The organism is Photobacterium sp. GB-72 (assembly GCF_003026095.1).
Lineage (GTDB): Bacteria > Pseudomonadota > Gammaproteobacteria > Enterobacterales > Vibrionaceae > Photobacterium.
In genome coordinates this window covers 71,076-86,489 of sequence record NZ_PYNV01000002.1, presented here as the reverse complement: position 1 = coordinate 86,489, position 15,414 = coordinate 71,076, and the positions used below count along the sequence as shown (strand labels likewise).

Sequence of the window (15,414 nt, the reverse complement as noted above, 5' to 3'; positions counted from 1 at the left end):
CTCGCTTGGTAATTACAATACGACAGAATCGCTTGGTGATCACAATGATCTAACCAAAATAGCTAGCTCATTGTTGGACAGAACCAAGTCTAGTTACTTGGTTAAAATTCTATAATTGAAGAGCATTGTCTGCCTCTTTCTTTAAAAACGAACATATCATACCCTCTGGTTCTTCCTGATGTTTATAAACTAAATCAATAAATAACACTTAGATTTAGTCGTTTAATGTGCATTTACATGCATTTTGGTTTTATACATAATTACTCAACTAAAAAGCTGAGGTGGCATATGTTAAAAAGAATAAAATTGATTCAAGGCGTGGGGAATTACACGCAAACAAGAGCTAGCGGTATAGAGTTGACAGACGTGACAGTTGTGTATGGAGAAAACCGTTACGGAAAAAGCACTTTGTGTGATGTCATACACTCCCTAGCTGAAGACTCGCCTGAATTTATATTAGATCGAAAAACCATCCCTAACGATCCCACAAAGCTACCTAAAGTTGAATTTCTTTTTTCTACAGCAGCAGGTAATGTAACTTCAAAGTTTGAAAATGAGCAGTGGCAAGTAAAAGCTCCTGAATGCTCAAAACTATATGTCTTTGACCACAGTTTTATTCATCGCAATGTCATCACTGGTCAGAAGCAAGAGCGTCCAAATTCAGAGAATATGACAAGCTTTATATTAGGAGAGAGCAATACAGCTCTTTACACTGCACTTGCGGACATGAACAGACAGTTAAGAGATGAGCGTCGTAACCTTAACAACATAGAAAGCCAACTTAATACTCACGTAGATGGGAATGTAGCTCAATACGTAGCGTCTGCATTGCCTCCTCAGACAAAAGAACAATTAGAGGCAAATCTTGGTGCACTAGAAACCACCAAGCAACAACTATTCACCACAATCCAAAATATCGACAGCATAAAGCGTCGAAATGTACTCACAGCCGTAGGAGTTCAAGTTAACTATACTCCTGTAATTGAAAGTATTAATGCAGTGCTAGCATCTAGCCTTCAAAATGTGCACCAAGGTTCATTGGATGTTTTACAGAATCACATGGATAGTCATGTTAACAACGCGTCTACTTTCAAAGGCTGGGCTTCACAGGGGGTAATACAGATAAAAGATGACTGTCCGTTTTGCGGACAAGAGTTAACTGATACTGCAAGAGGCCTAATTGCAGTTTATCAGCAGGCGTTTAACGCTGAATTCGATAGGTTTAATTCTCAGACTAGAACCACTCTTAATGGCTTACGGCAGCCATTTGCTGCCTTAAATACCCGTGAGCAGTTGAGCCAACAACACCTAGCCAATCGCCAAATATTTGAGATGTACGTTGAACCTCAAGTAACTGGCAATCCCGCTTTAGCTCCGTTGACTGCTACATTAGAACAAAAACATGAAGATATCTTAACCTCGTTTGATTCGGTAATGGCGCAAAGCCAAGAAGCAACCGAATTTTGGCTTCCTCGCTTAGAACATAAGTTTGCAACACCATATGAGCAAGCGGAAGCCGTTGGCTTTGATCAACTGCTAATAGCCTCAACGGCTTACAATCAAGCAATATATGAGTACAGGGAAATTACTGAACAAATAAATGCAGTATTTAACGGCTATAAGAATTCACTTGATGTAGCACAGCTAAACACGCAGTTGATGGATATCACCAGACAGCAAACTCAAGCCAACGCATCGTTAAAGAGAGTTAACCTAGAACCGCTTTGTGATTCTTTTAGACGAAAAAAGGCACAAGTCGCCGATTTGGAGACAGGTTATCAAACGCAGAAACGACACCTCGACCAATCTCAAAGTGTTTACTTAGATACCTACTTTGACCAAATTAATCGCCTTTTCCGTCAGTTAGGTTCTAGCAATTTTGAAATAATCAAAACACCTAACAACAGAGGGCAGCAGGTCATTTATGACTTGAAAGTTCGATTTAAGGGCGTGGATATCCCTGCGGATAAAATTAATACTGTATTCAGTGAGTCTGACCGAAGAGCATTGGCTCTATGTATTTTCCTTGCCAAGATAATGTCTCTAGATCCAGAAGAAAAAGCTAAAGCAATTCTAGTTATGGATGACCCTGTTACTAGTTTTGACAATGAAAGAATAGCTCTGATTCTAAACAAGCTTGATGAGCTTCAACGAAACGTAAAACAGTTAGTTATCACCACTCACTATAAAGGAATGGCTTCTAAGGCTGTGAAGAAGTTTAGACGCTGTGCTAAGTCAGTAAAGCTAGTTCATGGTGTTGATACATGCTCTATTGAAGAGGTTGATTTAGACGATATGATGGCTACTGAACACGATATAGCTTTTGATAGGATTAAGGCATTTGTTAATAGGGAGACAAATGTTGATATTCTTACAAACTTACGACCATTCTTTGAAGAAGAAATCAGGTATAGATATAAAAAGCAGCTCGGAGAGTTGGGGCACGCTAAAGCTGACCTTTCTGTTTGTACCGCAGCATTAAGGGATCATGGAATCATGACCACAGAGCTTGAAGCTCGATTAAGTGCTATTAGAGATACGCTTAACACCCCTATGCATGAAATTGGCGGAGATGCGCTAGAGAACACCAGAACCCTAGCGGGAGATATTCTGGACGTTGTATATAATGGGTTGAATGCCAGCTAACAAATAGAGTGGCCTTTTAAAGCCTCTTTTATTGGGAGGCTTTAACTTTTTCCGCCTTCAACTTTGAGCAGTTATCCCAAAACTAAATTTGGGGCACTCCTGAGTTAAGGAGTGCCATCTGAGAAGATTCTGGACAATTCTGAGCTAACTCTTCTGAAGATCGAGAGCCATAGTCGATTGATATAGTGGCGCGGAATAACACTGGAAGATATTGCTGAACTGCTCTTGATTATCAAGCACAAAGGTAACTCGAATATGATCTGTGTTGTATGTGGTGAGGATTGATCGTAGCCAGCCAGCCAGAGAGCGATTTAGAAGCGCCTCACAATTGTAAACCAGATCCACGTTGGCTTGTCACTTCGGATGACATCCATGATTTGCGACTTGTTTCTGTAATCCTCACCTGCAAGTGAGCGAAGGTCGATATAGATCGTTTGAACCCCTAATCCATTGTTGATGCGATTGTATGTATTCTGGAGATCTTCTCCACACCCATTAGTGAAGGTATGAAATCTCATCATACCCAACTCCCAATACCCATTTATTAGGCGCTCGTGCGTACCAACAGGAAACTTATCAAAATTAGTGGTGATAGATTGTGGGGTTGTATTCTTCATTTATCCTCACTTTACATGACCTTTTTATTAGCTCATGTATAGCATTATGAGTTACCAGAAAAACGCAGTAAACCACTCGATAACAACGTTTGAGGCAAAAATGAGTTATTGCCCCCTAGTATTGGTTTCAGAAATCAGTTTCCCCTAAAGCGTTTAGATAGCTGTATTGTTACTCTGCGAATTTTCTTATATCGACATACATCAAAAACGTAAAAAATTAAATAATCGACGAAAATTTAACTTTTTATGGTTCTAAGTAGGTCAAATATAACTTTTTTCGTGTAGATATAACTTTTTGATGCTAACACCGCTCACTTAAGCATTTGCTGTCATCCATAACGAGTAAATACCCTTTATAAATCATGAGTTTACGACCTATAAGTCGCATCAGAGTTGGAATATCTTAAATGATAGGAGTTAACTTTTTGATGTGGTGCTGATTGATTGTATTGTTTAAAAATTGAGTACAACTCATTAAATCATGATGAATATTGAAAAAGGCTCAATGAATCCGAAACTGCATCGCCCTCGGATTTATTAAATGACGCCTAGAAGCCTAATGGCTTGTCTTTGCGATTACTCGCATCAACTCTGACGCAATTGCAATTGATCTTGAGAATTAAATGCTCTGACTTTTAGTGAGCCGCCGTATTTTATAACTATGCGTCCATCAGTGCTTATGACACCCTCTGCAAACACATCTTCGTCAACTAGCCCACCCTCCAACAACTCATTAATAGTAATCTTCAGATCATTTCCCATGTCACATCTCCTTGTCACTTCCGTCCAAATAGGGCTAGATATTCATCAATATCCCTATTAGTAATAGCTAGAAGCGCCCCCTCCAGATCATCATCGCAATCAGCAGTAACAACGACCTTATCCGCGAGAACATCCAGCAGCGTATTCACATCTATGCCAAGCCTCAACGCTTTTGCCCTCACTAATCGTTCAAAATTGTTGCCCATAAAATTCCCTCTCTAAATCCTGTAATCGTGGATAGCTATAGCACCGCGCATTGCTAAGTTTTGCCACCATGTGAATGGCTGCAATTAAGGCTCGATCTTTAGTTACAATAGTGATTTCGTGTTGCTCACCACCACGGCGTGATCTACTCATTTTTGTTAGCCTTTTGGTTAATAAATATATGAGCAAGAAATCTGATGAATTTTTGAATGTGGGTGCGGTTTTACCTATACGTAAGCCCTTGGGGCATCTAGGTAAACTGTTCGGATGATTGGACACGGGTATAAATTCAACACCATTAGTCGGATGAAGAGTGTGAGTTCTCATATCAACACAATCACAATCAAATAAAACAATTTTCATGTGCCATTCCTTATGATGAAAGCCGTAAATTAACTGTATATACACACAGCTAATTGATCAATTTATTTTCTATAATTCTATTTTATGTGGAAAACTAAGAGCTTTTGATATCACAGGCTGTTTTATTTAGGCCTATTGTTCTGGGGGCGATGTCATTTTTATATGACAATCCTTTATTGGTGGGAGTAGCGTATAGGTCGAAAAATATAATTCGATGGACTGTTAGAGTTTAGGCGTCACTAATCCTGATAGGGGAGTCATGCAAGTCTAAAAAATCAAAGTTACTTTTGAAATGGAGAAGATAAATGATTTCTGATTTGGCTTATCTAAACGCAATGTTCGCGCTCGGCGGCATTGCTGGCACCATCTATGCATATTACAAGTTCAAATAAAATCTAAAAACCCGATATATAACAGTCGGGTTTTCTCTATTTTCTTTTCAGGTAAAAACTTAACCCATCATTATTCATGACTTTACAGGTCAGTTTTTCCCATTAAACGCATGAAAATAATTTTAGCGAATGTTGAATGATGCTGGGATACTTCAATTTTAGTGATACGCGTATTGGGGTAGAAACATCTTACTCCCCCTAAGCTAGTCTCATTCACTCACTTTAAATGAGAACGTTACTTGATTGGTATCACAATTGAGTTTTCATCTAACAAGTCTTGTTGTAGATCAAACACCCTGAAAAGAAGCCTAGCATTTTCAGCCTCTAACAACTTTCGAGCCTTCACAGCATTATCTCGTTGAACCCTATACTTGTCTTTTAACTCATTAGCTTTCTTTAACTGATGCTTTAGCCTGTCAAGCTCAGACAAAGGGACATCTAGCTCAATATCTAAACCTGTTGTCATCGCCTTATCGCGGTTGAGGTTGTATTCATCGATAACAGGTTTGGCGTATGCCACGAACTCTTTGAACTTATGGACATAGCTATTACCAAATTGGGCTTCTTTATTGATTCGGTTTAGCGTGAGCTTGCCCGTCGCCTTAACATAAAGAGGCTTACCATCTAATAAGCGCTGAAATGCATTAACCAGTAACCCCTCTGCCTTGCAGGTTGCCTTATACTGTACTTTCATGACCACGTCGCCTTAATATCATCATTGAAGCTATCAAATGGGATGCTGTGCTTGACCAATGTTGGTTCAATAGACTGAATCTTCTTTTTTCTGGCATCCAGAATCAACTCATTGGCAAAGTCCCCAAATTCATTGATTGCTCGGAAAGAAGCAATGAGGTTGTCCCGCTCCCTTGAAAGCCTTTTGGCCGCCTTATCCGTGACAACCTTATGCTTACAGGGGGCTTCAACAATATCCATCAGTGAGCAAAGGCGCTCACAATTACGGTTGGTGCAGTACCCTCCTGTAGGAAGCAACACAATGGATTTGTCACCAGACCTTACCAAAGCGAGCAACTCACTTCGGGACATAACAATTTCCTCTCCCTGTGCCAGCCTCTCTGTTTTACTCTGGGCAATGCGTTCACCTTCTGCACCGCTTAAGGTGTTGGATACGTTGTAAATCTCATCCCATGCGTCGACCGCTGAACTTTCAATAGCTTCATCAAATTCACTCATTAACTGAGCATCCATCAATAGTTGGTTGGTACGCGTCAGCTCGGAATAATTTGCGTACCAATTGGACATGTTTATGTTGCGGTGCTTAAGCTGGTATTTGACTGTAAGCGCATTGCCCAGTCGGTTCTTCACCATAAATACCACAAAACTCCGCCGTAAATCGTGAGGGCTAAGCTTAGGTAAACCGCCTCCGACCTTTAAGCTACCTGCGCGGCTTGGATTTAACTGGTTGAACTCGTCAACGTCTTCGGCGGTCGCAATAATGTTGAATTCTTTCATATTCAATGCATCACCAGCGCCTTCAAGCTTGTTCTGTAGCGACAATTTATTTAATAATACCGAGCTGTCATAAGGGATATCAGAGGAAATGAAGGCACTTTCAAGGTCTTGTCGCATTGCGTTATATTTGTCTTTGGCTAGCTGACCATTTTGATAACCGTCATCCAATATTCCTAACGAATAACTCCTCGCCGCTTGCGTGGAGTCAAAAGCTAGTTCCAGTGCCAGTTTTGCGATAGGTGCAGTATTCCAAGTTGTATAAGTTCTTTCTCCCTTATTTCCCTTTGTAGAAAATCCTGAAACCTTGGGTACATTAGCCAGTGAATCATCATAGCTCTCTTTATTCATTGAGAGCAGCTCTTCCTTTCGGGCAGCAGAAAACAAACCCACACAGATAAAGCACATCCTGAGCAATGTACCTAACCAATCTCCCCTTCTATTGAAAGAGAAATTAGGAATAGTTTTTCGTTCATGCCATTGTCTTGTTTTCCGAGACATTCTCGCGACAAGTGTATGCATTTGCCTCTCAGTTAGAGCACTTACACCTAACGCTTTAAGTTCAGCATTAAGCATTTCATCCTGATACTTATACAGCTTTTCCATCGCCTTTGATATCTGATGGCGATACGGATGATAGGTTTCCACAAACTCAACAACCGTTTTCAAAATACTGACATGAATTGCTTCAGGAAATGCAATTGCTTGCCCCTCAGCGGCATCAGGATTAACCCACTTGATATACTCTCGTTTATGGACATAACGTGTCACACCCCCTGCTTTATTTAGCGCGTTAATAACAGAAGCAATGTGTTTACACGTACTTTCTGATCCAACCCCTTCTAACTTTTTTGTACACCTTTTCCATTCTCGTTCACTCGAAAATAAGCTGAAATCACTTTTCCCCCAACGGGTCACAAGGGCGTTTAATTTATTCCTAGTATTTATCAAAGTGCTAATAGCTGCATGGGAATCAGAGCTTGAGTTCTTTTTTTGCCATTGCATCAGAATATAAAGGCAAGACTGAATATCTTGACGGTACTTTTTATCAATATGTCTAAAAGAAATTGTTTTTTTGTTCTGGTTTAAAGCATAAAAATTCCAGTCGATATCAAAAATTCGGGATACCCCCTCACCGTCTGAGTTAAACGTCACATACGGATTTTGATCAACATCTTGGTAGAACAGTATAAGTTTTTCAGACATACCCTATCCTTTGAAAAATTCGTTTGCGCTGGCTCGGTTTTGGTAAAGCGGGTGGTAATCGCCGTCATCCACTTTCTGTTTTGCTTGAACGTAGTTTTTAGGTGCTTTTTGTTTCAGTCTGACAAGGACTTTTTTTAGCATACCTTCCACCACGAAATACTCATCCTTCGGTGAGGAATTACTCGCGACCACCTCTTTGAGATCTTCAATTTGCTCTAAAAATGACAGCATCAGCCAAATATCATTTTCTGACGCTACCAGTTTGTGGCTGTCACAATCAAAGCAGGCAAGAAAATCCGTGCAACGACCAGTATCTTTTGAAAAATCAATACCTAGCTGCTTCATGCGCCTCGCCTCAGCAACGAGCTTCTCTGGTGTTGCCCCCGTGCATTTGATGCCACTGGGCGTTGTCATTAATGGCTGCTCTTTGCTTTCACGGCTGCGCAAATTCTTGTAATCATAATCTGATAAAATATCGCTGCGCATCACCTTTGCATCCTCGATGGCCTTACCAATTTCCTCACCCTTGGCCGCAGCACTTAACGCGCCAAACGTGGCATTGAGGTTATTGTCATGGTCTGCCTGAACACCACTAGAGTAACGTTTGGCGACAACATTCACGGTATTGTTCAGCCCCTGTGAAACAAGGAAGATATCTTCAGTTACTCGCATAAGCACATCCGATTTCGTTGCCCTAAATCGACTTGTAGTAACCCTTAATCCCAATACCTTCTCAAGCTGTGCATTAATGTAGGCTAAGTTTGAACCTTTGACATTGAAAGTCCAAACCTCCCCACTGGCACTAAAGAAAGGGCAGAGCGGCATCTCGTTTGACAATGGGATACCCAGTGATTGGTACATCACTTTAGATGTTTTAAGCCACCGAGTAATCAGCTCTTTGGTTCGGTTACTAAAGCCACAGCTATTGTCCAAGTTTTTATAGCCTGCCCTAAACTTTTTACCATCAAATACAAACCGTCCGCTACCAATACTTTTAAATGCAATATCCTTATGTCGCACATTCGCAAGCACCGATTTATTCATGCCTGTCAGCATTGAAAACACGAAAAACCAATTGCGCGACGCATGATTATAAAAAACCTGTCTATGAAGTCGTTCACTTGAGAGTTGGCTACCCTTTATTGTTCCAGCCAGAGGTTTCATGCACGCTCTAAAACCGTGTCTATTCGTGCCAATTTTGTGGGCTGTCCATCCATGAGACTTTGCCCTTTCAGAAAACATCTCTTCATCAAAGAACGGGTGAATATCTAATAATTTACTTTTCTCAATCGCTTCCTGAAAGGCCAGTGCGCCTTTAACCAATACCTTGGATAATGGCTTCAGCTCTAATTCCACTTGAAACGCTTTATTCAAAGCAGCAGATTTTGCTGAAACTTCTGGCAGCGTTTTAAGGTCAGACTCTCGGCTCCACTGCCGTAAAAGAAAGGATAAACTATCCTTAATTTGCAAAGCTTTCGATACCTGCTCTCCTTTATCACGTAATTGATTGAAGTGCTTAATGCAATCAATCATTACGGCATTACTGAAAGCGTCACCTTGATAACCAATGTTGTCAAGATATCGAAAGTAGTAAACAAGCCCACTAAAATGATGTTGCTTTGATTGGTTTTCAGGCAGAGGGGCTAACATTTGATGTATTTCTCTAACAATATCATCCCGATTAGCCAACACTTCACTCCCTAGTTCAATTTGTTTCACCGTCGGAGCATTAAGGTAACGCAAGCGGTAAGTATGAGCTTTACGCCTATCACCACAGAGTAAAACCATGTCTTTCCAGCTTAATTGGACAATAGGTGCTCTGTTCTTCTCTATTTTAATTCTGGTACGCTTTCGTCCTTGAATCACAATAAACCCTCTAAATCATCAAAAGCGCCAATATAGTCCAGTACATCCTCGTAGATTTCGTCGGCAGAGGGCATGTCCTGTGCTATTTTCAGGTATTCCATGGTCGTCGCCCTATCTTCATGACCTAGCAAAGCCGATACCCTATCCAATGCCTCATCGGGTGTGATTGACGGGTTGCCATACTCATCCTTTTTATTTAAAAGGTGGCTGAAGATATTCACAGCAAACGTTGAGCGTAAATTATGTATGGAGCCGACTATCGGTTTGTCGAGACCTTGAGTTAGGTTTGCAGTGTTACGAATTTCCACCCAGCGCCCAGTAAAGTCTTGTAGCCGTGTAAACATGGGTTTTCCAGACTGGGTAATAAACAGGTATTCCAGTTCAGGGTTAATGGCATCGTCACCCCCAAAGAAATGCGTATTACCTGCTTCAACCTGCTCCTTGCACCATGCTTTGAATTTCTCAAGGCGCTTTTGATACCTTTCAGACTGCGAGTAATCGTAAAGCATCTTCATCAATGCGGCGGGGATAATGGTAACGCGGCTTTTATTCTTCTCTGCGAAGCCCTCCGCCGTCTTTGTGAGTGATTGGTACTTATCACCGACACCCAGATCCATCACAGGCTTTTTAAATACCTCTTTGCCATCCTGAATCGTGGTTTCAGGGTTAACAATCTGTCCCAAATGCAGGCTCGCTGCTTCCTCACGCCGCAATCCAGTATTACGGCAAATCATTGGGTGCAGGCAAAACTCAATCGGCAGTGAGTGCAGTTTATTATTATCACCATGACGAACCACCCTACGGGATTTCATTAATATAGTTTGCAAGATGCTCCATTCATTATTAGTAAACGGTTTTAGATCACGGCGTAGGTTGCTGAGGTTTGCGCCGCCACTGCGAGATGACTTAGCAAATTTAATCCGCATATCCGTCGTGTGGACTTGCTTACGTTGGTAAGCTTTCATACTGGATGCAGACGCCTCGAAATGGATATTCACGGTCTCAAACTGGAAGGGTGGGTTATTAAAGCGGATGCCTTGGCGAAGACAGTGTTTATAGAAACCAACGACACTGCTCATATATTGCCTAGCCGTTGTTTTAGCCAATACACCATCAATAGCGAGCTGCTTGATTCCATCTCGATATTGGTAGGTTAACCGCTCTTGTTTATTACGGGGAAAAGCATCCCATTCTGGGCGGGGATCATCGTAGAGAGGGTCAAAGTCACCTTCATCGTATTCAGTATCCCACTCAGCCTGTTTGTCCAATACAAAGCTGAAGTAATGGGCAAGCCCCTGTGCATCTGTACCAAGTTCAAGCACACAGTTATCGATTGCTTTCGACAATAAGAACTCATTGACCATGTCTAATGGCTGGTAGCTGATTAGGTTGTCTTTGTCGTCATATCCAGCGATATAGAGTAAGGGAAGTTTCTTGATGGGGATTTTATTGCCATTGGCTCGGTATATAATTTGAGGTTTGCCATTCTCATCAATGGACACCAATGGTTTCTCATAAACGAAGTTAGGGATAGGTGAAATTTCTACCTCTTTTCGTATTACCTTTTTCTGATTTTCATCATTTTCTGACATACACACCCCGCACAAACAACTGTATATAAATACAGTATATGTTTTATTTTCAACTTGAAAAGTTATTTATGAGGGTGTTCATTTTTGCAATCAAAAAATGCGACTACTGTTGCAATGGTATGCATTAGTGGCAGCATTCTTGATTTGTATTGAGCAGTCGTGAGACAGCATGAAATGTATGGAACACTAAAAAAGTCTCAACTTTAAAAGTAAAAAATCCATAATCGGCGACAAAAGAATATTACTTTATTGTCTTATTTAGTGTTATTCTTAGATTCCCAATTTTAATAATTCTTAGATAAATTACATTATTCATTCGTTATTTATTAATCTTCTGCTATTTCAGTTTTCATAATTTCAATTAAATAATTAATTATATAACTGCGAATATCTAAAAACTCATTTTGTAAGGCTCCTTCTTCTTCACGCTTATTTGGGTCACTCATTACATCAGGTGACAATAGCTTTTCCATACCAAAATTAATTGTCTTTACGATGTTCTTTTTAAACTCACATAAAATAGGTTCTAATTTATTATCAGCATTAAAATATAATCGAATAAGCATCTCTATATCAGTATTCAATTTATAATAATATATATGCTTTTCTTCTTGTTCTCTAATCTGTTCTTTTTCTGTTCCTAGCTTAATACGCGGATTTAAAAACTCAATTCTTACTTGATAACATTCTTCTATTTTCAAATAAAGTAGCTCAATTTTTTCTCTACGTAATGACCTATTTTCTTTTTTTGTCCAGTTATCAATATCAATGTCAGATTCAATCTTTTTAGTCGCTTTGGTTATTTCTCCCTGTTGTTTTACTACTTCATCTAACTTAATTCCAATAGCTTCAATTTTACCCGACTCATTTGCTTTTGATATTGCGGTAGTTTGTTGTATTACATCATCAAGTTTTGAATTTATTTCTGCTATTTTTCCAGCCTCTTTATTTCTTGACGTTATATATGAGATTAAACCTGCACTTGCAGCTCCCAATAAGAAAGATCCAAAACTGGGTATCGAATTAAAAATGTCCATAATGTCCTAAACATGGTTAATAAAAGTAAAAATCCAACGCTTTATATCGTTACTATCGACACCTCGCAACTACTTGTTTCATTTCAATTTATTTTTTTGACCAAATACCGCTGCAAGCCTTGCCATTACTGGTATTGTCTTGCGGTGGCTTTTCATTAACTAGAGCATTAAATTGATAAAAAACACCACGAAAAACACACCGCAACCATTAGAATCAATCAGTTAGCAATAACAACAGATCATTAAACGTGATCATTAAACTGAAAAACAGTGAAAATTGGATCATTAATTGAAATTTTCACAAACAACAAAAACACCACAACCCCTTGCCACTATTGACCTCCACACCCCGCCAACCATAAGGCTTCGCCCCATTTGGGCGTGATCATTGATCGTTTAAAAATGCAGAAAACCAAAACTGAAATATTTTTCTAAAATGCAGCGTGCGGGAGGGGAGGAGTAGTGCGATTTCCGTGACCTTTTTGTTTCGGTGTGGCTTCTGTGGGCGTGACGTTGGAATATTTGATGGATTGGTAACAGATAAAAGAAAAGCACCTTAGACAGGTGCTTGTGGTGGATTAAGAAGTGATTGACTGACTAATGCTATTGCTTCTTGGTCTTTTACTATGGTTTTCATTTCATCGTAGCTTTTAGTTTTGTGTATCACCTTTAGATTGCATCGACTATCAAAGGCCACACACCACCACATCATTTTTGAATACACTATTATATTAATGTATCGCTTAAACCGAAGTGATTAACAGGGCAAGCAATACAGCCTATCCCCTTCTGTTATCGTGCTACGGTTGAGTCTACATACTGAACAAAAGTCCATCTCTGAATATATTTCGGTTATCATCACGCATAAAAAACAGACTGTATATATATACAGTCTATTGGTGTCGGTGGCATGTTACAACTTTCTATTTGAATTAGTGAATTAACTTAACTTCAAAGGTCTTTTCTAGCTTCATCATAAATATTATAAATACGAATATAGTTAGTCATAGCTTCATCAAAAAACTCTCTTTTTTTGTAGCCGCTAAGCTCTGTTTTTAAATCTTCTGGCGACAATAAATTTTCAGGTATTTGTTGGTTATCCCACTCAACTTGCGTTCTAACCTTAACTATTTGAAACTTCGCCAATAATTCTGCCGCTTCTCTTATTTCTACATTTAGCTCTTGCTTAAAAGCGTCTTTATTTACTGCATTAAACCATTGTATAAATTTATCAATTCGTCCATCGACATACTTATCAGACTGCTGTTCCCAACTTAAAAAGCTGGATTGTTGGCTATTTTTCATAAGAACATTTAGCTCTAACTTAAACATTCTAACCATCGTTTGACGAACTTGTTCCAACAAACCATCTGCTTCACGCATTTTCAAAGTGAAACTTTTAAAACTGATTTCTTTAATGTCTTTACGAAAGGGATAAACAATATAAATCAACAATACGATGACAAAATAAGATATAAACTCAGCCCCTGAAAACAACCCTTTTATTAATAGTGCTAAACCGCCAGCAATAGCAGCTACAGCAAAGAAAAAAATAATAATGTAACCAACTGTTTTTTTATTGTCTCTATTTTCGCCGCTCAATCTGTAACCTCCTGATAAAAAATAATTATATCTATTTTCAGCATTAAGGTCACTGCATGAAATTACATGCAAAGAAAATAAAAACATCTAATTAATCTTACTTTGTAATAGGGTCTAACCGTTCCTTTAATCCAGTTGATGCTGTGCCATGCCCTTTGATGGTACCGCTTTGTATTGGCTTTGATGTTGGGGGGACTTGTCTCTGGTGAACTATGGGTATGGCTGGCAAGTACCTTCACCGAAATTGAGCCAATAAAAATGCCGCCACTGTTGCAATGGTATGCATTAGTGGCGGCATTCTTGATTTGTATTGAGCTATCGTGAGTCAGGATGTTATGTATGAATCACTAAAAAATTCTCAACTTTAAAAGTTATTTATCTTTTTTTAGCCCATTCAGGTAAGTTTTGGATGTGATCTTCCCAATCAATCACATCAATTTCGTACACAATCTTGTCGCGTACCGATTCGTTGGCTTTATGCATCGCTTCTTTTGAACCAGTGAGCAGTGGATGCCACTCAGGTAATGGTTTTCCTTCTGCTAATAAACGGTATGCACACGTTTCAGGAAGCCAAACAAACTCATCAATACGATCACGAGTCAACTTTAGGCATTCTTCTCCGGATTCAAAACGATTAGGATAATCTTTACAAGAACATGTTTTATTATCTAATAAACTGCATGCCACATTGGTGTAATAGATATCATCTGTATCATCATCAATAAGCTTATGCAGACAGCACTTACCACAACCGTCACAAAGTGATTCCCACTCCTGATCGGTCATTGTTGCTAAGTCTTTTTCTTGCCAAAAATGCGTCATGATACCTACACCGAATTCACGTTACGCGCTTTATAACAGCGCTAAATTACCATTTACTATTTTATTATAGCGCGGTGTTTATAGCGATCCTGACGGTAAACTGCAAATTTAAATTACCTATTAATCAACAACAGCATCGAAATGAGAGCTATTATTATTTATAGAAATAAAGTAAATATATCGCTGAAATAGTTCTTTAATTTTGATCTTATGAATAAGGAGTGGTAATTTGCGCAGCCAATTTAAACAATGAAGAGAGTGATTGATGGAATGTCGTCTTGGCTGTGGTGCCTGCTGTATAGCTCCAAGTATCTCATCAAGCATACCAGGAATGCCCAACGGCAAGCCTGCAGGTGTCCCTTGCGTTCAACTCAATGAGCAAAATTTATGTAAACTTTTTGGCAAAGCTGAACGCCCTGCTGTATGCCACCACTTTAAAGCTTGCCCTGATATTTGTGGAAAAACCAATGAGCAAGCTTTAACGATAATTACAGAATTAGAGCAAATGACTTGATCAATGCTCACTATCTTGCGACGGCGTTATTCTGTCGTTTTCCCCGTCAGAATACGTAACGCAATTTTTGCGCTTTCCGCCACCTGATGACCAGTATGTGTTAAATAACCACCATCCAGTTGAGTAACCAATCCTTTCGCATATAAACGTTGAGCAGCTGAAACCAATGCTGGATTTGCATCACTATGAACTTTTACCCCTTCCATGTTGCTATGAATAGGGAATTTCACTAATAGATTCATTTCTTCAACAATATCTTGAGTGTATGGCATAACGACCTCTTATTAGTCTCTATTTAGATCTCAATGTCTAACGACTGACCTA

At 39.5% G+C, this 15,414-nt stretch carries 13 protein-coding genes; 3 read left to right on the top strand and 10 right to left on the bottom strand.

Translation table 11 applies throughout. The features are described from left to right. The first annotated feature begins 237 nt into the window (after positions 1–237). Complete coding sequence (locus tag C9J40_RS03700; RefSeq protein WP_158259541.1) at positions 238–2,646, top strand: AAA family ATPase; 2,409 nt, start codon at positions 238–240, stop codon at positions 2,644–2,646. 1,202 nt (positions 2,647–3,848) lie between these two features. On the opposite strand, the gene C9J40_RS21975 is transcribed toward C9J40_RS03700, so the two are convergent. From C9J40_RS21975 to C9J40_RS03655, 8 genes are all read right to left on the bottom strand, one after another. Beyond that, the gene (locus C9J40_RS21975) at positions 3,849–4,025 is read right to left on the bottom strand and encodes a hypothetical protein (RefSeq protein WP_158259540.1); all 177 of its coding nucleotides are present in this window, start codon (positions 4,023–4,025) and stop codon (positions 3,849–3,851) included. A gap of 189 nt (positions 4,026–4,214) precedes the next feature. Continuing rightward, on the bottom strand, positions 4,215–4,592 hold the full coding sequence (locus C9J40_RS03685; protein ID WP_107245780.1) for a hypothetical protein: 378 nt from the start codon (positions 4,590–4,592) through the stop codon (positions 4,215–4,217). A gap of 627 nt (positions 4,593–5,219) precedes the next feature. Continuing rightward, a complete protein-coding gene (locus C9J40_RS03680) occupies positions 5,220–5,678 on the bottom strand; it encodes a hypothetical protein (protein WP_107245778.1) in 459 nt (152 codons plus the stop codon). Further along, positions 5,675–7,657, bottom strand: a complete 1,983-nt coding sequence (locus C9J40_RS03675) for a hypothetical protein (protein ID WP_107245777.1) — start codon at positions 7,655–7,657, stop codon at positions 5,675–5,677. Before C9J40_RS03675 ends, C9J40_RS03680 begins: the two co-directional genes overlap by 4 nt. Positions 7,658–7,660: 3 nt before the next feature. Continuing rightward, positions 7,661–9,523 (bottom strand): hypothetical protein, encoded by a 1,863-nt coding sequence (locus tag C9J40_RS03670; protein ID WP_107245775.1) that lies wholly within the window; start codon positions 9,521–9,523, stop codon positions 7,661–7,663. After that, positions 9,520–11,115: a tyrosine-type recombinase/integrase gene (locus C9J40_RS03665; protein WP_107245773.1), complete on the bottom strand. Its 1,596-nt coding sequence runs from the start codon at positions 11,113–11,115 to the stop codon at positions 9,520–9,522. The genes C9J40_RS03670 and C9J40_RS03665 overlap by 4 nt, the downstream gene beginning before the upstream one ends. 326 nt (positions 11,116–11,441) lie before the next feature. After that, positions 11,442–12,152: a hypothetical protein gene (locus tag C9J40_RS03660; protein ID WP_107245771.1), complete on the bottom strand. Its 711-nt coding sequence runs from the start codon at positions 12,150–12,152 to the stop codon at positions 11,442–11,444. A gap of 951 nt (positions 12,153–13,103) precedes the next feature. Beyond that, complete coding sequence (locus C9J40_RS03655; RefSeq protein WP_146144953.1) at positions 13,104–13,841, bottom strand: hypothetical protein; 738 nt, start codon at positions 13,839–13,841, stop codon at positions 13,104–13,106. Positions 13,842–13,928: 87 nt separating this feature from the next. On the opposite strand from C9J40_RS03655, the gene C9J40_RS21970 reads away from it, so the two are divergent. After that, on the top strand, positions 13,929–14,078 hold the full coding sequence (locus tag C9J40_RS21970; RefSeq protein ID WP_158259539.1) for a hypothetical protein: 150 nt from the start codon (positions 13,929–13,931) through the stop codon (positions 14,076–14,078). 51 nt (positions 14,079–14,129) lie between these two features. On the opposite strand, the gene C9J40_RS03650 is transcribed toward C9J40_RS21970, so the two are convergent. Then, complete coding sequence (locus C9J40_RS03650) at positions 14,130–14,576, bottom strand: YcgN family cysteine cluster protein (protein ID WP_107245768.1); 447 nt, start codon at positions 14,574–14,576, stop codon at positions 14,130–14,132. Between the two features lie 265 nt (positions 14,577–14,841). Here C9J40_RS03650 and C9J40_RS03645 point away from each other — a divergent pair, with 265 nt between their 5' ends. After that, positions 14,842–15,090 (top strand): zinc/iron-chelating domain-containing protein, encoded by a 249-nt coding sequence (locus C9J40_RS03645; RefSeq protein WP_006646428.1) that lies wholly within the window; start codon positions 14,842–14,844, stop codon positions 15,088–15,090. 26 nt (positions 15,091–15,116) lie between these two features. Here the strand turns inward: C9J40_RS03645 and C9J40_RS03640 are convergent, their stop codons facing one another. After that, positions 15,117–15,362: a TIGR02647 family protein gene (locus C9J40_RS03640; RefSeq protein WP_107206085.1), complete on the bottom strand. Its 246-nt coding sequence runs from the start codon at positions 15,360–15,362 to the stop codon at positions 15,117–15,119. Positions 15,363–15,414 lie beyond the last annotated feature (52 nt).